This window comes from Eubacterium sp. SB2 (assembly GCF_001244405.1).
Taxonomy (GTDB): domain Bacteria; phylum Bacillota; class Clostridia; order Lachnospirales; family Lachnospiraceae; genus Faecalicatena; species Faecalicatena contortus_B.
Window position 1 is genome coordinate 755,421 of sequence record NZ_LN865152.1, and the last position, 19,417, is coordinate 774,837.

The 19,417-nt window shown below is 42.2% G+C and carries 20 protein-coding genes; 1 reads left to right on the forward strand and 19 read right to left on the reverse strand.

Going from position 1 to position 19,417, the window contains the following annotated elements; all coding sequences use genetic code 11:
- Positions 1 to 11: 11 nt before the first annotated feature.
- The 7 genes from BN1938_RS10865 to BN1938_RS10895 all read right to left on the reverse strand — a co-directional run bounded on the left by BN1938_RS10865 (position 12) and on the right by BN1938_RS10895 (position 7,304).
- On the reverse strand, positions 12 to 671 hold the full coding sequence (locus tag BN1938_RS10865) for a TetR/AcrR family transcriptional regulator (protein ID WP_050640602.1): 660 nt from the start codon (positions 669 to 671) through the stop codon (positions 12 to 14).
- Between the two features lie 126 nt (positions 672 to 797).
- Positions 798 to 1,712 carry a DUF4097 family beta strand repeat-containing protein gene (locus BN1938_RS10870; protein ID WP_050640603.1) on the reverse strand — a complete coding sequence of 305 codons (915 nt, stop codon included), beginning with the start codon at positions 1,710 to 1,712 and terminating at the stop codon, positions 798 to 800.
- Positions 1,713 to 1,816: 104 nt separating this feature from the next.
- On the reverse strand, positions 1,817 to 2,482 hold the full coding sequence (locus BN1938_RS10875; protein ID WP_050640604.1) for a TetR/AcrR family transcriptional regulator: 666 nt from the start codon (positions 2,480 to 2,482) through the stop codon (positions 1,817 to 1,819).
- 266 nt (positions 2,483 to 2,748) lie between these two features.
- Positions 2,749 to 3,111: a nucleotide pyrophosphohydrolase gene (locus BN1938_RS10880; protein ID WP_050640605.1), complete on the reverse strand. Its 363-nt coding sequence runs from the start codon at positions 3,109 to 3,111 to the stop codon at positions 2,749 to 2,751.
- 1 nt (position 3,112) lies between these two features.
- Positions 3,113 to 4,978 carry a DUF2075 domain-containing protein gene (locus BN1938_RS10885; RefSeq protein WP_050640606.1) on the reverse strand — a complete coding sequence of 622 codons (1,866 nt, stop codon included), beginning with the start codon at positions 4,976 to 4,978 and terminating at the stop codon, positions 3,113 to 3,115.
- Positions 4,975 to 6,873 carry a DUF2075 domain-containing protein gene (locus BN1938_RS10890; RefSeq protein ID WP_050640607.1) on the reverse strand — a complete coding sequence of 633 codons (1,899 nt, stop codon included), beginning with the start codon at positions 6,871 to 6,873 and terminating at the stop codon, positions 4,975 to 4,977. Before BN1938_RS10890 ends, BN1938_RS10885 begins: the two co-directional genes overlap by 4 nt.
- A 137-nt stretch (positions 6,874 to 7,010) precedes the next feature.
- Positions 7,011 to 7,304: a hypothetical protein gene (locus BN1938_RS10895; RefSeq protein WP_050640608.1), complete on the reverse strand. Its 294-nt coding sequence runs from the start codon at positions 7,302 to 7,304 to the stop codon at positions 7,011 to 7,013.
- A gap of 116 nt (positions 7,305 to 7,420) precedes the next feature.
- On the opposite strand from BN1938_RS10895, the gene BN1938_RS10900 reads away from it, so the two are divergent.
- Positions 7,421 to 8,620 carry an AIPR family protein gene (locus tag BN1938_RS10900; protein WP_050640609.1) on the forward strand — a complete coding sequence of 400 codons (1,200 nt, stop codon included), beginning with the start codon at positions 7,421 to 7,423 and terminating at the stop codon, positions 8,618 to 8,620.
- A 63-nt stretch (positions 8,621 to 8,683) separates the two neighbouring features.
- Here the strand turns inward: BN1938_RS10900 and BN1938_RS10905 are convergent, their stop codons facing one another.
- The 12 genes from BN1938_RS10905 to hpdC all read right to left on the reverse strand — a co-directional run bounded on the left by BN1938_RS10905 (position 8,684) and on the right by hpdC (position 19,417).
- Complete coding sequence (locus BN1938_RS10905) at positions 8,684 to 9,163, reverse strand: hypothetical protein (protein ID WP_050640610.1); 480 nt, start codon at positions 9,161 to 9,163, stop codon at positions 8,684 to 8,686.
- Between the two features lie 14 nt (positions 9,164 to 9,177).
- On the reverse strand, positions 9,178 to 10,038 hold the full coding sequence (locus tag BN1938_RS10910; protein WP_050640611.1) for an AraC family transcriptional regulator: 861 nt from the start codon (positions 10,036 to 10,038) through the stop codon (positions 9,178 to 9,180).
- Positions 10,039 to 10,237: 199 nt separating this feature from the next.
- Entirely contained in the window at positions 10,238 to 10,747 is a 510-nt protein-coding gene (locus BN1938_RS23935; protein ID WP_242843842.1) for a TM2 domain-containing protein, read from the reverse strand.
- Between the two features lie 307 nt (positions 10,748 to 11,054).
- A complete protein-coding gene (locus BN1938_RS10920; RefSeq protein WP_050640612.1) occupies positions 11,055 to 11,693 on the reverse strand; it encodes a DUF1847 domain-containing protein in 639 nt (212 codons plus the stop codon).
- 35 nt (positions 11,694 to 11,728) lie between these two features.
- Positions 11,729 to 12,145 carry a YjdF family protein gene (locus BN1938_RS10925; RefSeq protein WP_050640613.1) on the reverse strand — a complete coding sequence of 139 codons (417 nt, stop codon included), beginning with the start codon at positions 12,143 to 12,145 and terminating at the stop codon, positions 11,729 to 11,731.
- A gap of 334 nt (positions 12,146 to 12,479) precedes the next feature.
- Positions 12,480 to 12,890 (reverse strand): C-GCAxxG-C-C family protein, encoded by a 411-nt coding sequence (locus BN1938_RS10930; protein WP_050640614.1) that lies wholly within the window; start codon positions 12,888 to 12,890, stop codon positions 12,480 to 12,482.
- Between the two features lie 4 nt (positions 12,891 to 12,894).
- Positions 12,895 to 13,779: a response regulator gene (locus BN1938_RS10935; protein WP_187376302.1), complete on the reverse strand. Its 885-nt coding sequence runs from the start codon at positions 13,777 to 13,779 to the stop codon at positions 12,895 to 12,897.
- Positions 13,780 to 13,796: 17 nt separating this feature from the next.
- Positions 13,797 to 15,824 (reverse strand): sensor histidine kinase, encoded by a 2,028-nt coding sequence (locus BN1938_RS10940; protein WP_050640616.1) that lies wholly within the window; start codon positions 15,822 to 15,824, stop codon positions 13,797 to 13,799.
- Between the two features lie 3 nt (positions 15,825 to 15,827).
- Positions 15,828 to 16,544: a LuxR family transcriptional regulator gene (locus tag BN1938_RS24120; protein WP_050640617.1), complete on the reverse strand. Its 717-nt coding sequence runs from the start codon at positions 16,542 to 16,544 to the stop codon at positions 15,828 to 15,830.
- A gap of 121 nt (positions 16,545 to 16,665) precedes the next feature.
- On the reverse strand, positions 16,666 to 17,631 hold the full coding sequence (gene hpdA, locus BN1938_RS10950) for a 4-hydroxyphenylacetate decarboxylase activase (RefSeq protein WP_050640618.1): 966 nt from the start codon (positions 17,629 to 17,631) through the stop codon (positions 16,666 to 16,668).
- 186 nt (positions 17,632 to 17,817) lie between these two features.
- Positions 17,818 to 19,098: an MFS transporter gene (locus tag BN1938_RS10955; RefSeq protein WP_050640619.1), complete on the reverse strand. Its 1,281-nt coding sequence runs from the start codon at positions 19,096 to 19,098 to the stop codon at positions 17,818 to 17,820.
- Positions 19,099 to 19,162: 64 nt separating this feature from the next.
- Positions 19,163 to 19,417, reverse strand: coding sequence for a 4-hydroxyphenylacetate decarboxylase small subunit (hpdC, locus tag BN1938_RS10960; RefSeq protein WP_050640620.1), 255 nt, complete (start codon positions 19,415 to 19,417; stop codon positions 19,163 to 19,165).

Consider the following 19,417-nt stretch of genomic DNA (forward strand, 5'->3'; position numbering starts at 1 on the left):
TTGTGATCATCCTAATTATTTTTGTTTTTCTGATATATAGCTGCATATTCTTCCAAAGCAGCCAGCACTTTATCGTCAATAACATTGATCCCAAATGATTGCAGTATTATGTGATAAAACTTTACCTTCTCAATCATCTCCTCCGGACCGCAATGATAAATCATCGGGTTGAGCCATACATTTCCCAGCAGCATAATGACTTCCGCCAGCTGCTTTGGATAATCCGTCTGAATGGAACCGTCTTCGATTCCCTCTTCAATCACCTTCCAGACCAATTCCGTTGCCTCTCTCTGGACAGAGTCACGCAAATATAGCACGAGAAGCTGCGGGTTCTTCAGCATATCCGGAGCCACTTCAAACATCTCCTTCTGTGCAGGATTGAACGCAGATACCCGGAAAAGTTCCTTCAGCTTTTCCATCCCGCTCAGATCTTTTCTATTGGAGACCTTCATCATCTCTGACTCAGAGCCAAGATACATCTTGTCGGCAACTGCCATCATGATATCCTCTTTTGACTTAAAATGATGGTATATGGCCCCCTTGCTTAGACCGCCCAGGTGATCGATTATGTCCTGAATGGATGTATGGTCATACCCCTTCTCACTGTACAGACGGGCAGCGGTATCAATGATTAAATTCCTGGTTTCTTCAGGATATTTGTTTCTTGCCATGTCTCACTCCTATTTCTCTGTAACATACTAACGGTATGTTTATTTTACATACTTACGGTATGTATGTCAAGAGATTTTTATGTTTTACTGGAAAGGATGTAAAACTAATACACTATATCCCGTATCTTATTGCTCAACCCGAATATCTCCATTCTTAGACTCCAACTCGATCTTCACTGTCGGCCTATCGCCCACATCCCCTTCTATGCGGCCCTTTTCAACAAGCATCCCGTCTGAAAGAGGGGCCTTGACGGTTCCGTTTTTCGTTACCGCTCTCAGTTCATACTCCAGCCCCCGTGGAAGGAGGAGCTCGATCTTATCATTTTTATTATAAAAGGATAAATCTCCATCCACCTTTTCATATGAAACATACAGCTTCCCAGAGTTCTCTGCCCGGTAAACGCCGCTGCCTGCTGCGGATTTGATTACTGCATTCCCGCTTGTGGTAGTGTAAGAGATTGTACCTTCCATTTTGCTGCATTTCAGTTCTCCTGAGGTTGTTTCCAGGCGGATCTGCCCGCCCCGGATCTTGCCCAGCTTCAATGTTCCCCTGGTCGTGGATAAATAAATGGATGGTGCACTGGCCCCGCTGATCGTAACCGTACCGGACGTACTGTCAATCCGCAGGCTTTCCAAATCCAGGACCGTCCGACTTAGATTAATATCCCCATCTGTAGTCGTAACCCCCAGGCTGCCCGAATAAGAATCTGGAAGATAGACCTCCACGTATCTGTGAAAACCACTTTTAAATAATGGCTTTTTCCCTTCGCTGATTTGCAGCGAATTTCCTTGTTGTTTCACACTCGCAAAATATCGCTTATCACAGTCTGTCATAAATTCTTTTACTGTAATTGTCTCGTCACTGCTTTTGTAAAATGTAATCTCCTCCTCATCATAAAATATATTCAATTCTGTTATGCTGTCAGATGGAAATTTAAGTACATTCGGTTCATCTGCCGGCTTTTTTGCACATGCTCCTCCAATTAATATTGTAACTGCAGCTATAATACCGCATCCCCATATTTTTCCTGCATACTTCATAATACAGCCTCCTAAGCTCCTGCTCTCTCGGTTTGAGTGAACCATTCATTCATATTGTGTTTAAAATATTGGGGGCATCCCTGCCCCATTGTTTCATTGCTGTTTCATTTTTTATAGGCATGGATCATATTATCCATACATACTTCCTTCGCCTCTTCCGGTGAAATATCCTGCTTCTCAAAAGTAACATAACGAACATCCATGGCCCACCATGACAGCGTCTCAATGATCAGACTGGTGGAAAGTTTCACGCTTTTTAACGAACGTATAATTCCTGTTTGGATAAATGACTCCATATAGGCTGACATCGTGTCGAAAAATTGTTTCCGGTAATCTGTGTAATATTGAATCAAACGTCCGCAGTCCATCGGGTTCTTTTCTATGAAGAGACATCCCACAGCATATCGGGACATCAGGTCAAATGCATCCGAAATCAAATCTTCAAAACCATACGATGTACCGGCATGCTCCAGATTCCTTCCGAACTCATCTGCAATAGATTCAAATGCATCCTTTATTTCCTGATCCAGATCCCAGAAAAGTTCTTCTGTTATGGGTCTTTCAAAATCTCTTTCAATAAAATCTGGATCCAAAGTGCACTTCAGCAGGAAATGCATGATTTCCTCTTTTCCTGTAAAATCATGGTATATGGTACCTACGGAAACGCCTATTTTCCTGGCAATGTGGCTGATCTGCGTTTTAGAATACCCTTGCTGAAGGAATAGCTGCACAGAAGCATCATAAATAGCGTGGATTCTTTCATTTTTCATGTAAACAGCCCTTTCTAGTGAGTGAATTATTCATTCATATTATATGCACACCCGCATGGAAAAGTCAACCTATTTTAACATTATCGTACAGCCATGCTAATAGATCGCCTGAGACCGTGTATTACAGGATACCTCCTAATTCGGCTCAACACTTTTAATTCCGTTGAGCCGTTTATGTGTTTTTGCCCTTTTACACACATGTTTGCGCGTATATACTATAACAATCACTTGAACGAAACCAAAATATAGCTTCTTTACTTATTCACTTATTTATATTCATTATACTTAAAATTTTTACCCCTTACTTCATCGGCAGGATACTTTTGGCCATTCTTCTGTATTTTCCTGGTCAGTATATCCTTAAGATCCATGTGATTCATCTGAGCAAAACGCAGTACAAAAAACAGTACATCTGCCAGTTCCTCTTCAACATGCCGGCGCTTTATTTCATCGTTCATGATTTTTTTCATTTCCTCTTCGTTTTTAAAGCGGAATATATCTAAAAGTTCATTCGCCTCTGTTGAAATCCCAATTGCCAGATCTTTTGGATTATGAAACTGATCCCAGTCGCGCTCACTGCAGAATGCTCTTACTTTCTCCGTTAATTCTTTCACTGTATAATCTTCCATCTTACTGTAGTCTTCCTTTCAGGTATTCTGCCAGATTTTTGTCAACACAGTAGACATAGCATCCCTTCATGCCACGTGTCATCAGTGTCCGATATGTGTTTTTAATTAATTCATCCGCAACTTTTACTGCATGTTCCGGGTCTTCTCTGCTCATTTTCTTAATTCCCTTAAGTGATTGATCCGTTAAAGCTCTTTTAGTAAAGTCAGTAACGATATGGCCATTTTCAAAGCGCATATCATTACCAATGATAACGCCCGCATATTCGAATTCAAGGCCCTGGCATGTATGAATACAGCCAGCCTCATTAACAGAGTTTTCGTCGATTGCAAAGGTGGTGGTATTCTCCAGATTCCAGCTGATTTCAAAATCATCAATTTTTATATCATGCACTTCAGAGTTATTTCTGCCTTTTTTTGGCCAGTCCCAACAATATCCGGCAAGTATTCTGGCATGGTTTGCACTTCTGTTTTTTTCAATAATTATTTCATGTACTTTCTTTGGGGAATCCAGAATTTTGATATCATAATTCATATCCTGCAGATCGTAATTAGCAGTCGGGCGAATTTCCAGCACGTCATCAAGCCAGGCAAGATACCCTTCGGACCCATTACATCTGAACTGTGAGGTCAGTTCCAATTCAAAGTATTCTGCTCCCTCTTTTTCTGCCCACCGTTGAATCTCTGCTTTACTCCCGATATCACTGATTGTTACCCTTTGACTTTCGTCAATAAAAAATACACTGCATTTTGCAGCATGTATGATCTCCATGATTTGGTTAACTCCCTGATTATGAAGCATACCTGACTTTTCATTCAGGCGGTGGGCCTCATCTACAAGCAGCGTGTCCATGCTGTCTTCCGGCATCATGGTATAGGCGCCTGACCCCTTAAACATATGATCAATACTGCTTCTCTTCATGGTTCCCTTCAATTTCTTTAGGTAAACATTTCTCGGCGCACTGTTTTTTGAAACATACTGACAAAACTGCTCTTCACATGTCAACTGTGCCAGCAGATTAACCGCTACAACCGTCTTTCCCGTGCCTGGACCTCCCTCTATAACAATTACACGTTTTTTCCGATCTCTTTGGGATTGTCTTGCTAATCCAAGAATCTCTTCATATACTACCTTCTGATCATCTATCATGACAAATTCCTGATTGCCCTTAAGCATATTAACAATAGCGTCCTGCAGGCTCTTAGACGGTTTTATTCTGCCACTGTCAATATGGAAGATTAGATTTTTGTTATCACCCGACACAATCTGCTTTTTAATAAATTCTCTAAACTGTTTCACCTGCCCTCGTGTAAATGCAGGTGCTTCCTTCAAGTACTCCATATACTGAACTGCATCTAATGGATCGTCTGATTTTCTTCTGTAATTGTGAAGATACGAACAGGGAAAGAGACGAATTCCTTCATTCTGTACAGATTGATTATAGTCCTGAATCAGCATTGCATATGACCATGCCTGATAGGAGGGATGCACCACACGGCGCACTGCATTGCCTGTGTAAGTTTCCACCAGACCGTCTCTTCCATTCACCGCTTCAAGATGGCCCCACTGTTTTAATTCTATAATAATCACATTTCCTTTGTTATGCGAATCATAACCGGAAATCAAAAAATCCACCCTTCTGGATGTATAAGGAATGTTATACTCAATTGCAATTCCGGCATTTTGAGGAATCTCTTCATCATTCAGTACTTTATACATATATTCCAACGAATTTTCCCAGGCTCGGAATTCATTGGATGCCGTATGCCTGTTCATCTTCTGATACATGCCCGCTTCTATTTCCAGCGCTATTGTATCTTCTTCCACACTTTTCAAAAATTCCGTTTTTGTCCCATTGTAAATTATCATCGTATCTCATCCTTATATTCCTGATTCACGCCACTGAACTTTGAAATTCTCTCTTTAATATGTTCTCCCAAAGCTTTGTCCATGCAGTATACTTTGCACCCTCTTGTCCCTCGTGTCAGTAATACTCTGTATGTATTTTTCACAATATCCACTTCTCGTTTCATTGTCGCTTCTTTTCCAAACTTACGTAAAAATTTTTCTCTTGCACGCTTGCTTACGGTAAAATCATCAGTTGCCCTCTTACTAATATCCGTAATTATTTTCCCTTTTTCATATCTCAGATCTTCACCGATAATGACTCCCACATAACAAAATTCTAATCCCTGACAGGTATGAATACACCCAATCTGATCAAATGTTTCGCCTATAGCCCAGCTGACAGGATCTATCTTGTCATCATTATTCCAGCGCAGATTTTCATTTTCAATATTAAAATCATATAGCTTCTTTGTACGGTCATTTCGTGTCCTCCACTCCCAGCAATATCCTGCAATAATTCTGGTATTTAGATTTCTTCGGTTCATCTTTTCCAGAGAACCTTCAAATTTTTTAAAATCATCTTCTACCTGGATATCATACTTGAGCCTGGCTGCCTCTCCTTCCTCGTTCTCCAAGAGTGCGTCAACCCATTGTATATAGTCTGTCATTCCCCTGCACCTGAATTGTGCCTGCAGCTCTCCTGCATCGATAATATCCGCATCCTGACGCTTTGCACATTCCATAATTACTTCTTTCGTTCCAATATCTTCAAAGGAAACAATCTGTCCCTCATCTATAAAGAAAACGGAAACTACCGCAGCTTTTATGATAGACACAATCTGTTTTTCCTCGCTTAGCCGATGAGCTTCATCAACGGTAATGACACTGGCTTTATTTCTTTCGAGTTTTTCTAAGAAAGGAGGGTATACAATACTGCTGCTAAACCGTTCCATTCCCGCTATTTGACTTAAATCAAACCTCAGAACTGCTCTGAGTGCTTTATTTTTCGCAGTATAATAACAGTTCATATCCGAATGCTCACACAAACATGCTGCCAGGATTTTCAAAGCCACTACTGATTTACCTGTTCCCGGACCACCCTGTACCAAAACTACTTTTTTACGTTTATCACGTTTGGCAGTATTCAGCATTTTCATGACAGTTCCCTGCATCCTTTGCTGTTCTGCATTTAATCGCAGAGAACTGTCATTTACACTCAATTTTTTTAACAATTCTAAAAGAGTCAGGGAAATACCACAACATTTTGTTTCAATATAAGTCAATACGCTTCCATTATCACCGCTTTTAATTTTCTCTGCCAGATAAGACTCTAGTTTCTCATCCTTCCCTTTAAAAAATACGGGAACATTTAACATATAATTTTTGTACCCATTTTGAAAAAGAGGATCTTTATTTTCCTGTAAGCTGTAATTATGTAATACTACCGCCGGGCATAAGTGCAGGGGGAAATCTTCTTCACTAATACCTCCTGCTATCACATTTTTATAATAATTAATCTGATAACATGGATGATCCCTCAATTCATTCCCGCCGCTCATTGGGATCTGCACTTTATAGCTTACTGCACTGTCACAGCATTCTATGGCTGACCACTGTTTCAGTTCTATTAATATTGCAGTCATTTCTCCATTATCATCAAATCCGGTTATTATCAGGTCTACCCGCTCGGACAGCCCGGGAACCTGATATTCAACAGCGATCCCGGCGTCTGCTGGAAGTCCCGCCTTCTTAATAACCGCGTACATATACTCCTGCACGGAATGCTGCCATGCACGGTATTCACCAGCCTGAACTTTCCCCACTAAAACCCTGTAATTTTTTTCTAATGCTGCCAGAAAGGTTCTATTTTCCACCTCATCTATGAACTCTCCAACTGTTTTTGCGTATATTTTCATAGTTTATCTCCACAAGCAGCCCCTGCCTGTTTGTATTCTGATATATCCTGACTGCTCTCACTCCAGTGTACCGGAAATACAGATCTTTTTCAACAGACCAGGCAATAATTCATGAAAGCTGCGTTATTTTACTTTATTCACGATTCTTTCCCCAAATAAGCATCCAAAATTTCTTCAAACAACTCCACCGGATTTTCTTCCAAAGCATTTGCCAATACAATAAGCTTCTCAATACTGATCCAGTTTTTCCCAAGCTCCACATTTGCCAGGTGCCGCGGGGAGATCCAGGGCTCTCCCCCAAACAGTTCCTCGCTTCTGAGATCTATGAAGTTTTCTCTGTTCCTATACTGTTCTCCAAGGCCTTTTCTCTTCCCCGACAACAGTTCGCCCACTCTGACCAGCGCCTGGCTGTATTCTTTTTTCTCTGCCATGATTTCACCAAATATGCACTATGGTGCATTTATTTTTTTTTGATTTTATATTACTATAATTCTATATTTAAGACAACCCTATTAAACAATTTCTACTTACTAAGGAGGAAAGCAATATGAACAAACCGCTGAAGTTTAAAGTCAACTCCCTTCGCACCCTTGTCTCTCCCTATAAAAAAGGAGCAAAAGATGAGAGTACATATGAAACCATTTACTATTTATTAGTGGATATGAAAGATCTGCCCGAAAATATTCCCCTGGATGTAAACCCAAGGGAACCGAAAATGACGACCAATGTGGCCAAGAGTCTGTTAGCCGCGGTCACAGAACCGGAAACGGACTTTTATATCAACAACCGCGGGATCGTAATCGCTGCTAAATCACTTACTTTTAACAGCACAGATTCAGAGGTTACAATCGACATCGGTGATCAAAACAATGAAAATGATCTGTTTACGTATGGAATTCTGGACGGCGGCCATACCTATACTGCAATCATAAAAAAACGCAATGCGATCCCCACCGGAATCACAAAATATGTCCGCATCGAAGTCATTACAAATGTACAGAATATCTCCCGGCTGTCTGATGCCCGGAATACCTCTGTCCAGGTATCGGACATTGCACTATTTAATCTGGATGACAATTTTGAGGAAATAAAAGACGCGATCAGCAGCCAGCCGTATGCCAGCCGTATTGCATACAAAGATAATGAAAATAAACCTATTAATATCTCGGAATTGCTCCGCCTGATGTATGCCTTTGATATCACCAAATATCCGGACGACTCTGCTGCCCCGGTGCAGAGCTATTCCGGAAAGGCTCAGGTTTTTAAACGCTATAAAGAAGCATATAACACGCCCTTTTATAAATCTCTGACTAAACAGATTCCCACGTTAGTTTCTTTATATGATGTCATCGAACGGGAACTGCCTATTAAATATCAGGAGTATAAAAAGGCTCTGGGCGTCAGCGTCCCACGATTCGGCAGCGTCCGCGGAATTGAATCACTGGAAAAGAAAACCAAGACGGAATTCCTGTGCACGGATACCAATTACGTTGTATCCAGCGGATATATTTACCCTATTTTCGGGGCTTTCCGCAGTCTGTTGAAATATGACGTAATCGATCAGGAGGTCTCCTGGCTGTTCGATCCTTTGGAAATATGGAACGAAGTTGGGGTAAATATCGTGCAGAATACGTTCGAAACCTATACGAATCCACAGTTGGCAGGTAAGGACAAACAATTGTGGCTGTCTAACTATAGAATTGTAGAAACGCAGAGCTTGAGAAAACTGCTAAGCAATGCGCGCTAAAGTCACAAAAGCCGCAGCTCCCGCTGGTTATGCAGGGGCTGCGGCTTTTGATAATCTGCTGCTTTACGCCAGTGCTCTGGCTTCCAGCTCTTTTTCTAAAAATTGCCTGATATATGCGTTGTTTTCCTCATTCAGCGTGGGCATAAATGCCATATACCTGCATTTTTGGAAGCTTTCCCCATCCAGGCTGAAGGAATATCCGGTCACACATTTTGGATTGCAGTCATCCGGATTTAACAGCCTCTTACATACAGAGGATTTCCGGATATCCTTTTTCATCTTCTCTGGCAGAACATTAAGAAAATCGGCATACTTTCCAAGATTCTCCGGATAGATACGCAGTTTTACTCCGGTTTTCCGGAAAACATACGTTGCCAGTGTTTTCTTCGTATCGCAGAAAACATAGGAAACAACAAATCCGCTCTTTGCGGATTTTATTTCACATTTACAATTGTTCTGTGTCAGATAATCATTCAATTCCTTTACAAATCCCTGGTTTTTACTGTCAACACTGGCAAGAAACAATTCAAACTTTTCGTCCATAATATACTCTCCTCTTATTTTTCCTTTATCGGTATCCATATCTGCGCCAGATAATCCTGATCATATGGGTTCCCGCTGCTGTACCACTCCAGCTCCGGGCAGTCTGCATGCGCAAAGGGATAGCTGACCAGCCATTCCTCTGTCAGGTACTTCCACCCATTTTGAATCCCCTGCGGCACCGGCCCTCTGCAATCGAAGACAGCCCATGCTGCCTGTGGAATTATTATCTCATGGAATCCCTGCGGAGCCTTTTTGTCCGTGACGGCCATGATCGAATAATCCACTTCATCCGATGAATCCCCCGGTTCCTCAACCAGGCCGAACAGGCCGCGGGGTTCTCCCTGATCCATTGCTGCCAAAGCAGCGAAGGTACCGTCTCTTTGACACTCACTCCAAAATCCGGGGATTTTAACCAGATGGGCATCATCCTCCCGTGATATGCGGGTGCGCCTTCCAACCAGACGGAATGCTTCCTTTTGTTCCAGTCTCCATGAGTATTGCTGTTTTACGGAAATCTGCATCTTAGGCAGTATCCGCAGTTCACTCTGATCCCGCCTGGCCTCCATGGGGGATATCCCATGAAACTGGTGAAATGCTTTTGTGAATGATGTGGGAGAATCATAGCCATACTTGTAGCTGATATCAACTACTTTCATCTCTGTACTTTTTAAATCATAGCCCGCAAGAGTCATTTTCCTCGAACGGACATACTCCGCAAAACTGATGCCATTCATATATGAAAACACCTTTTGAAAGAAGCCATATGAGCAGCCCGCTATTTTTGCTATCTCCTGAACGTCAACAGGCTCCTCTTTCCGCTGCAGATGATGCTCCACATAGTCGATAATGATCTGTAATTTTTCATTCCATTCCATATAGCTGCTCCTTTAACATGCGGTGATAATATTCTAACATTAAAGTAATAGGGTTTCATCTTATTTTTAGTACTCACTGGATAGTGTCTGGTTTTGTGGACAAATATATTCTTTTTAAAATAATCTTCTATAGCTTTTTTCCTATACAGAAAAAGACAGAGCCTAAAAAAGGCTCTGTCCCTTATCAATCATACTTATACTATCTCTTTAATGGCAAACCTGTACTATCTGTGAAGGATCCTATGGCAATCATAATAATGTCAACAACCCAGCCAAATCCGAAGCACCCTGCTGTCACAAACCACACGATGCCTGTCCCGTATTTCCCCACATAAAACCGGTGTATGCCCAGATACCCCACAAGGAAGCATAGAACCAACGCAAGCATTTTGCTCTTTGGACTGCAGGCTTCTGCATATTGCTGATTCGGATATACGGGCACACTATTTGTAAACACTTCTGTACCATACCCATAATTATTAGCCCCCTGTGGATTAGCATAACCATTATTATTCATCCCCTGTGGATTGGCATATCCATTATTATTCATCCCCTGTGGATTGGCATATCCATTATTATTCACATCCTGTGGATTCACATATCCATTTTCCATTCTACTGTTCTGTGTCTCCTGCGGTTCTACATAGCCGCAATAAGAACAAGTTGCCCCTTCCAGAGGCGCGCCGCAGCGCGGACATTCCCCACCCATAATATTTTCTCCTCCTAATTTTGTTTTTCCATATTCAAGTACGCCAGGGCGCACTTGCCGCGAGGCGCACGTCATGCTTTGCCTGGCATAATACCTCTGTTCGCCTCTGCCATCCGCCGGCGGTTTTGGATCTAATCATTATTCCGGTGCCTGCAGATGTAACACTGTACAATACAGACCTCTTCCGATTTCCATGACTGTTCATTCCCATACCGTTTGCAAATTTATTTTCTCATAATATGAGTATATCAAATTAATCTCCTATACTCAATCAAAATCTGTACAGGGCTTCTGTTTCTTCGTCTCCTTATTGATCTCCCATGATCTTCCCGTAGTATGAATCTGCGGTATAAAGCGCCGCAACCGGATTATGCCCCAGTATGCGGTCTTTCACCACCAAAGTAGTAACAGGGGCTTTCGAATACTTATAAAAAAGACTGTCATGACCCACACATAATCCAACTAAAATATTAAGATCCGTTTCTTCTTTATTCAACCTCATGGCCTGATGAATTGGATTGCACATAGAAGCTCCAACCCCCTTACATTTTTCAGGAATTCCAACTTCTGTTTTGTCAACCGCCCCCGCCTTACACGCAACCCCAAACACTTCAAAACCATGACTTCTTAAAATCCGTGCTAAAATTCTGGACTCATTAATCAGGCCTGCACATGTGGCAATTCCCAGTTTATGATAATTCATTCTCTTTGCAAATTCTATCGTCTCTTCTACTCTGGTCATTTTACAGTAGAATTCGTACTCAACTTCTGCGGCATTGAGCATAATCTGCTTATTCTCTTCTTTATCGTATTCTTTTATTGCAGCATCCAGCAGTTCTAGATCACTGTTCTCTGTTGTCAGACAGAATTTAGGATAGACTTTATTCTGAGAACCACAGTTGGCAGTTCCACAATCTATACAGCTTCTTGTAATTTCATCATTCATTTTCTGCGTATCCTCCGCTTTTTTAAGGGCAGGTATTACCTGCCCTTATGCTTCTCTTTTCTTTTCTGCTGTTTCAGTTCAAACTGCCGCTGTTTCTCTGCTTCCCGCTGTTCCCGGCTTACAGTCCTGCGCTCAGTTTTCCTCTGCTCCTGCTGCAATTTTAAAGCCTGCTGCGATTTGGTGCCTATACCGGTGTTCTGAACCTGTTTGTGCACCTCCCGCTGTACCCTCTTGGGATTGCGGCCGGCTTCTTTTACATCAGCTGCCACGGCCTGGCTAAATCTCAATTGATCGTAATTTTTCAGAATAAAAGCATACACTTCATAATCCTTTGGCTCAGCCCCAAATGTCATCTTACAAGCCGATAGCTTTCCCTCTGATATCCGTTCAAAAACACCGATCCAGAAAGGCTCCTCAAAAAATACTGTCAATTTTACCGATACTTTGTCCATGACAATTCCTCCTTCATGCCTTGCGGCTGTCGCAGTAATCGGCGAATGCTCCTGTAACCAAAGCATTTTCCTCTTTACCTGCAAAAATTGTGATGCACAAAGAACGGACGACCCAAGGAGGGAGGGTTACTTACACCAAAACGGTGCGGCCGGACTACCTACCGGCTCTGCGGAATGATAACCGCGTTGTGTTTTTATCTCTGTTTCTTGATTTTACCATATCCTTTCTCTATCGGTCAAACCGGAATCATGAAATCGTACACTTAAAGAAAAAACTCCGTACTGTTTACAGGATTGCCCGTGAGCAGTAACAATAAGACTATTCGCTGCAGAATTATGTATTATCTTTGATAAAATTGCCGGCAAAATCTATAGCCCTACAGGTAAGGGCTTCACACAAATGAGGCGGATCATTAGATGTAAATCCTTCCGGCCTCAGCTCATAACACCTTAATGATCCAAACTTCTGTTGAAATGAATCTGCAAATTCATAACATAATTGAATGATCTCCTCCTCTGATTTTCCTTGCAAATTATAGTAAATGCCTATGAACATTAAGCCGCCTTCAACCAGGCCGCATTGCGCGCGGAAACCGCCGGCGCCGTGTAAACCTGCCGCCGATATTAAGGTTTGCAGTTCAAGTTTAATTTTAAACAATTCACTCAAGCATATTAACGTTGTTCGTGCGCAATTTGTATTATCATTCCAGTATAGTTCATGTACCCGTTTTTCTATAAAATTCATATATTCAAAGACTCTCTTTCCCGGATTTTAAATTTTCCATAAATTTCTCTGCACTGATTTGGCGCTTCAGTCCATCCAGCAGCTCTTTATCCGCCCTGGGCACCATGACCGCCAGGGCGGACAACGCCTCCTCATTGTTTTTCCCTTCCCGCTTAAACTCACAGAACTTCTCAACAATCCGAAGCACTTTTACATTTTTCAGGTCCGGATCAATGAACGTTTCGCTCTGCTCATCCCTCAGATATGGTACAATCCGCCCTGAGAGCTTCAGTGGTGCAATCATGTCTTCAAGCTCATCCCTTGTTATTCCATGAGACATTACAAATTCCCCAAATACATGAAACGCAATTCCAAGTTCAATTTCAACTCTTTCATTTTCTGAAAAGTTTAAAATATGCAGCAGACGGTCGCAATATCTTTTCACTTCTTTGGCCTGGCTGTATAATTCCGAATCCATATACCGCACCAGGTTTAAAATGAACTGACACACACTCTCCGCCTTTTCCATGTCTGCAAGCCTCTTTTTCTTCCCCAGCAGATATCCGATCTGCTTTCGGAGTTCCTTGTAATTCACGGGCTTGCTCAGGAACAGATCGGCGCCCACATTGACCGCCTGCATCCTGTCGCCTACATCGCTTAATACCGTAAGTAAAATAACTGCAATATGTTCTTTCTCCGGGTCGGATTTTATTCGTCTGCATATCTCAAAACCGTTCATGCCGGGCAGCATAACATCCAGCAATACCAGATCCGGCTGAAACTCATCCACAAGCGGCAGCGCTTTCATTCCCTGATATGCTTTTTCGGCACAAAACCCCCACTCATTCAGTACATCATACAGCATATCGCAAATCACTTCATTATCATCTATCACAAGAATTTTTTCCATCTCATGCGCCCCCATATTTATATTTCCTGCTCTTCCGCTGCCGGAAGATAGAAGACGGCCTCTGTCCCTACATTCACTTTACTGTGCAATTCTATCTTCCCTCCCTGAACCTCCACCCATTTCTTTGATAACGGCAGTCCAAGGCCGGTTCCGCCATATTCTCTTGAATAAGAATTATCTGTCTGTTCAAATTCGAGGAATACCCGTTCCAAATCCTTTTCATCTATTCCTATACCCCTATCCGAAACACAGAATTTTACATACTTTCTGCCGTTATCCGGACAATTGACGTTCTTTGCTGAAATAGTGACCGTACCGTTCTCATGAGAAAACTTGATCGCATTGGACAGCAGATTATATAGAATCTGTTTCAGAAGCTTCTTATCCGCCCATACTTCCAGGTCATCCGGTGACACCGATGTAATCAGTTCGATGGATTTCTTATATGTGGTACTTTTTACTATGCCGATTGCTTCTTCCAAAACCTCATTGACAAAACATTCTACAGGATTCACATTCAGTTTCCCTGCATTTATCTTGGATAGATCCAGGATATCATTGATCAAAAGTAATAACTGGTTGCTGGAGAGCCATATATTTTTTACATATTTGGTCTGCCGTTCATTGAGCGTACCGAAAAGTTCATCCAACAGCAGTTCCGATGCATTAATACTTCCGGTCAGCGGCGTCTTCAGTTCATGGCTTATGTTTGCAAGGAACCGCGACTTCACCTGATTTGACTCTTTCAGCTCTTCAATCGTCTGCTGGAGTTCTATCGTTCTTGCGTCAACCTTTTGTTCCAGAGTAGAATTCATCTCCAGCAGCTGCTGGGAAAGGCTGTCTGCTTCCTGATGCTTTTTCACAAGCTCGTCTATGTACTGCTCAATGTCCATTTTGTTTCGATACAGAGTTTCAGCCATTTCTTCCATTGCAACCAGCAGTTCCTTCGTTTCACGGCTTTGATTATTCATATTCCCATAGCCGTGCACCACTTTAAAATCTCCCCGGCAGATATTCCGTGCAATATCTGCACTTGCCCGGATTGGTTTCGTGATACTCTTTCCGAACAGAATACTGGATACCAGGATAATAAAAAATGTGATACAGATTACCGTGATTACAATCTTCCGGTTCACAGAAAGCATCTCTACAAATATAGTTTCCGGAATCCCCACACTGAGATATCCCTGAAAGTCATCAAAATATCCCTTCAGAGGTTTATAAAGAAAGTAATAATTATCGCCGATCGGCGCATATTCTGAACCAAAATAGATTTCATTTCCCGTCTTTGTCCCCTGTGTAATATCCGGAATTGTTGTCCCTGTATAATCACTTTTATCTTCCGAAAAAATGTTGGTACATATCCTCAGATCATTGAGAGATATGGTAAGATAAGAATCCGGAATAATCCCCGTGTACTCTGTAGTATAGTAACTGTTCTTATTAATGATATCCCCCAGCAACAGATATCCCAGTACCTGCCCCTCCGAGTCTTTGACAGGGAAAATTACAATTGCCACAAGGCCGTCATAACTGAGCGCTCCTGTGGATTCCAGCGTAACGGCATAGTTTTCTGCCAGACCGCTTCCCTTCTCAAATATATCGCGCAGGTCTGCCACGCACTGTGTTTTGATCACACGTCCCGGGGCCTGCTCTATATATGGGAGCGATATCTTCCCCGCACGATCCGCGTTTTCTTCCATATGTGCCAATACATTGCCCGATGCATCCACGAATATGCCCAGATCAAGATACTCGTATTCTTGTTTTAAGTCGGATAAACTTGCGGCAAGCTGCACCTGATTCCCCGCCTGGTAAAACTCTTTGACATCATCTAAACGGATAATTAGAGACGCACCTTTTTCCATCTCATTCAAACGGGCATCCTGAATCTCCATTGCCGCGTACACTGATGTATTCAGATAATTCTTTACAGAATTATCCAGCATCTTATTCAGCGCGCGATTGGAAACCAGCAGGACAAGCAGCATGGACAGGATCATAATTACAGAATTAAAGATAATGAGCCTTTTATTAATAGACATGGGTCACCTCGTTATTTCCTCAGCATCCAGTTCCTGACAAGCCAGCATTACGTCAATCCGATTCTTTACATTCATCTTTCTTATAATGTTACTTACATGTGTCTTAACAGTCTTTTCACTTATAAAAAGACTTTCGGCAATCTCGAGATTGCTCTTTCTTTTCATCAAATAATCGATGATGCTTATTTCCCGCTCCGTTAATCCGTATTTTTTCATCAGCTGCGTGTATAGGTGACTGTTGTGAGCTGCGAAACCATCCGCCGCTTCCGGCATATGGATCATAGCAAGAATACTGGAGAGAAACGTTAGAATATTCTCCAGGTCAGATTTCTTCATATAATTAACAGAAAACTTTTCATAAATTTCATTTTTTTCTTCTGAAAGCGAAACCATGCCGCCGATGAAAAAAGCAATAATGTCATGATCGTAAAATATCGGATACAAAAAGTAAGCCAGGCCTGTGTAACAGTACTCTATAATCGGTTCCCTCTTTTTAAGCATAGCCGCAATAGACTCTTTTCTGTAGGAAATGCATTCTGTGGAATTATTTTTTTGAAGCTTATAACATAACAAAGACTCATTTGACCAGACAGTCAGCGGTTCTCCATCTATCGAAAGAAGACACAGGCTGATATTGTAACTTGCCGCAAAATTATCCTGAAAGGTCTGTACTTGTTCTTTTCCAATAGACTGAAGCCACCTTAAGGCAATTTTATCCATATGACACCTTTCTGTGTTTAGATACGGTTACAAAGTTATACAACAAATATAGCAGAAATCCAGATTGTTATCAATAATAGCAATCTGGATTTCCGCTCCTTTCTTTTAATTTCATGAAATTTTACTTCTGTATGGCAGATAAATTATATACGATATCCGTATCGAGATAACAGGCAATTCCTTTATCGAAATACACATCCTGAAGGTATTCCAAATCCTTTTTTGACAATGCTTCCTGATGCTTATACTTATATACCGTGCCAAGCTGCTCCCATTTCGATGTCCCCAGTCTGTGGAACGGAAGAAGATTGATTTCAAAAAAGCCGTTTTCATTCATAAAATCTGCTGTTTTTTCGGCATTTTCCACACTGTCATTAAATCCTGGAATAATTGGTGTTCTTAGTACTAGCCTTCCGTTCCAGCCGCTTTTTTTGAGCGCCCTGAGATTTCTTAATGTAACTTCGTTGCCCACACCTGTCTTTGCCTTATGTGCCTGTGAGTCCATGTTCTTGATATCTACAAAAGCAAAATCAATATACTCTAATACCTTTAAGAATATGTTTTCATCCGTATAAGCAGACGTCTCAATTGCCGTATGCATATTATTTTTCTTACATTCCTTTAATGCATCTAAAAGAAATTCCCACTGCACGAAAGGATCTCCTCCGCTAAAGGTAACTCCCCCGTCGGTTCCCCAGAAATCTTTATCCCGCTTTAACACATCCATCAGTTCCTGCAGTGTGTAATACGTGCCGGACACCCGGAGCGCTTCATAATTACACGCGTTCGTGCACGGATACTCTTTACAGTCGACACAGTGCGCCCGCTGGATCTTCGGTAACCCGCTTTCCGGATCCATAGTAACCGCGCCGCGCGGACACGCAGCCACGCAGCTTTTACATTGATTCTGCACTGCCTTGCACCTGCCGGAAGTAAATAACAGATTCTGTTTCAGCTTTTTCCCCTCAGGATTCGCACACCACTCACAGCGAAGCGGACAGCCGCTTAGGAATATAAGAGTTCTGTCTCCGGGACCGTCATGTACAGAAAATCCCTGTATGTCAAATATTAAACCCTTCTTCTCCATAACAATCCCTCCTGAACACTCGTACATTATATAATAATTAACTGCCATTTAAGCAGACCTAAATTTCCGATAGCACTGCTCCACAAGTCTCATCGTAACCCACTACCCCTGCGTTTGTGGAGCAGTACTCTCGAAAATTTATCTCAGCTTATGAGTCAGTTACTTATTTTACGATGTACTGGCAACTTATTTTTTTAACTTATCCGGCAATTTTGCATTTTTAGGTAGTGTGAATGCAAAGATCGCAGATAAAAGAAACATAATAGTAGCCACGATGAACGACACCTTATAGGATCCGAATACATCGTATAATTTGGCTCCCAGGTAACTGCCAACTGCAGGTCCGATACCCATAATGATGAGAGTGGCAAGTCCCCAGATTTTCGGGAAACTTCTTCCGAATATAGATCCCATATATCCTGTAACCTGCCCCGGCATTCCCTGCCAGTATGCTGCAAAGAAGATACATGCAACAATCGTAATAAAGATGGAGGTCTTACCCGCCAGCAGGCAGATCATACCGAGAACTCCGCTTGCAGCCGCAAAGAACATCAATATTCTCCTTGCTTTTGTCTCGTCACCGACTCTGCCTGCATACTTATCGGAGAAGGTTCCGAGAAGCGGTGCGAATACACAACCAAGAAGTCCGACAAAGGCATAAAGGTTCGTACTCGTCCCCATAGAAAGGCCGACGTCTGTCTGCCAGTAGCGGACCAGCTGTGACCAGATCAGAAATTCAGAGAAGCAGGAACAGAAGAAAGACAGAATTGACCCCCATACAAAATACGTTGAAAATGCTTCTTTTACTGACCATGCGTGACCAGCCGTTTCTGATGCGGATTTCTTACCGCCGATCATCTCACCTTTTGGTTCCATGCCATATGACTGCGGCGCCTGTTTCGTAATCAGCGTAGCTATCAATAACAGTACCAGCGCAACAGCACCGAGCAGCTTCATCGCCACACGCCAGTCCATTGTCAGGAGAACCGCTTTCAGCCCAAGTGTCAGTATTACCTGTGCGATACATGCGCCTGCCGCCGCAAACCCGAACGCTTTCCCATAGGCATTTCCGATAAACCAGCTTCTGATCGTTGACACTGCGGGAACAAAAAGCATACCTGTTGCGGTACCTGCAAAGATAGAATATGGAAGCAGATACATCATATAGGAATTGGCATAGCTTGTAACGAAATACCCCAGAAATCCGGCAACCGTCGCGATACCAAAGCAGAACTTCGGCCCGAATTTACTGAAAACAAGCCCGGAAAAGTAAGACACAACCGCATAGATCAGCATCATGATAGAATACCCTGCCGTTACACTTGCTGTATCCCACCCCATATCCGTTGTCATTGGGGTAAGTAAGACAGAGAACGCACTGCGATATCCAAAAAATACAAAATAAACAAGAAAAGCTGCCGCAATTACCATTAAACCATAGTTTTTAGAGTTTGACTTCTCATTCATATATAAGCCCCCTTTTCATGATGCAGGCGCCTAAGCGCCTGCATGGTCAGATAACCTCAATTATCTATTTTGTCTCATATCCTTCACATGTCTTAGCATCCATATCTTCGTATGCCCAGTATTCAGACTCCAGCCCTTTGCACATGCCGATCCCCTCTTCATTCACCTCACAAAAATAGCTGCAGTTCCTGCATTTTGCTTTTTCTGCAAAAGCCGGACAGATATCGGTATCGATCAACACAAAACCACCATTTTTTCTACAAAAGCCTTTAAATACATCAAACTGAACAAAGTTTTTACAATCACTATGTTTACTCAT

Bases quoted from the DNA above. Each gene is read 5' to 3' on its own strand.
- BN1938_RS10865 (WP_050640602.1), bottom strand. From the start codon at position 671: ATGGCAAGAAACAAATATCCTGAAGAAACCAGGAATTTAATCATTGAT.
- BN1938_RS10870 (WP_050640603.1), bottom strand. From the start codon at position 1,712: ATGAAGTATGCAGGAAAAATATGGGGATGCGGTATTATAGCTGCAGTT.
- BN1938_RS10875 (WP_050640604.1), bottom strand. From the start codon at position 2,482: ATGAAAAATGAAAGAATCCACGCTATTTATGATGCTTCTGTGCAGCTA.
- BN1938_RS10880 (WP_050640605.1), bottom strand. From the start codon at position 3,111: ATGGAAGATTATACAGTGAAAGAATTAACGGAGAAAGTAAGAGCATTC.
- BN1938_RS10885 (WP_050640606.1), bottom strand. From the start codon at position 4,978: ATGATAATTTACAATGGGACAAAAACGGAATTTTTGAAAAGTGTGGAA.
- BN1938_RS10890 (WP_050640607.1), bottom strand. From the start codon at position 6,873: ATGAAAATATACGCAAAAACAGTTGGAGAGTTCATAGATGAGGTGGAA.
- BN1938_RS10895 (WP_050640608.1), bottom strand. From the start codon at position 7,304: ATGGCAGAGAAAAAAGAATACAGCCAGGCGCTGGTCAGAGTGGGCGAA.
- BN1938_RS10900 (WP_050640609.1), top strand. From the start codon at position 7,421: ATGAACAAACCGCTGAAGTTTAAAGTCAACTCCCTTCGCACCCTTGTC.
- BN1938_RS10905 (WP_050640610.1), bottom strand. From the start codon at position 9,163: ATGGACGAAAAGTTTGAATTGTTTCTTGCCAGTGTTGACAGTAAAAAC.
- BN1938_RS10910 (WP_050640611.1), bottom strand. From the start codon at position 10,038: ATGGAATGGAATGAAAAATTACAGATCATTATCGACTATGTGGAGCAT.
- BN1938_RS23935 (WP_242843842.1), bottom strand. From the start codon at position 10,747: ATGGGTGGGGAATGTCCGCGCTGCGGCGCGCCTCTGGAAGGGGCAACT.
- BN1938_RS10920 (WP_050640612.1), bottom strand. From the start codon at position 11,693: ATGAATGATGAAATTACAAGAAGCTGTATAGATTGTGGAACTGCCAAC.
- BN1938_RS10925 (WP_050640613.1), bottom strand. From the start codon at position 12,145: ATGGACAAAGTATCGGTAAAATTGACAGTATTTTTTGAGGAGCCTTTC.
- BN1938_RS10930 (WP_050640614.1), bottom strand. From the start codon at position 12,890: ATGAATTTTATAGAAAAACGGGTACATGAACTATACTGGAATGATAAT.
- BN1938_RS10935 (WP_187376302.1), bottom strand. From the start codon at position 13,779: ATGGAAAAAATTCTTGTGATAGATGATAATGAAGTGATTTGCGATATG.
- BN1938_RS10940 (WP_050640616.1), bottom strand. From the start codon at position 15,824: ATGTCTATTAATAAAAGGCTCATTATCTTTAATTCTGTAATTATGATC.
- BN1938_RS24120 (WP_050640617.1), bottom strand. From the start codon at position 16,544: ATGGATAAAATTGCCTTAAGGTGGCTTCAGTCTATTGGAAAAGAACAA.
- hpdA (WP_050640618.1), bottom strand. From the start codon at position 17,631: ATGGAGAAGAAGGGTTTAATATTTGACATACAGGGATTTTCTGTACAT.
- BN1938_RS10955 (WP_050640619.1), bottom strand. From the start codon at position 19,098: ATGAATGAGAAGTCAAACTCTAAAAACTATGGTTTAATGGTAATTGCG.
- hpdC (WP_050640620.1), bottom strand. From the start codon at position 19,417: ATGAGTAAACATAGTGATTGTAAAAACTTTGTTCAGTTTGATGTATTT.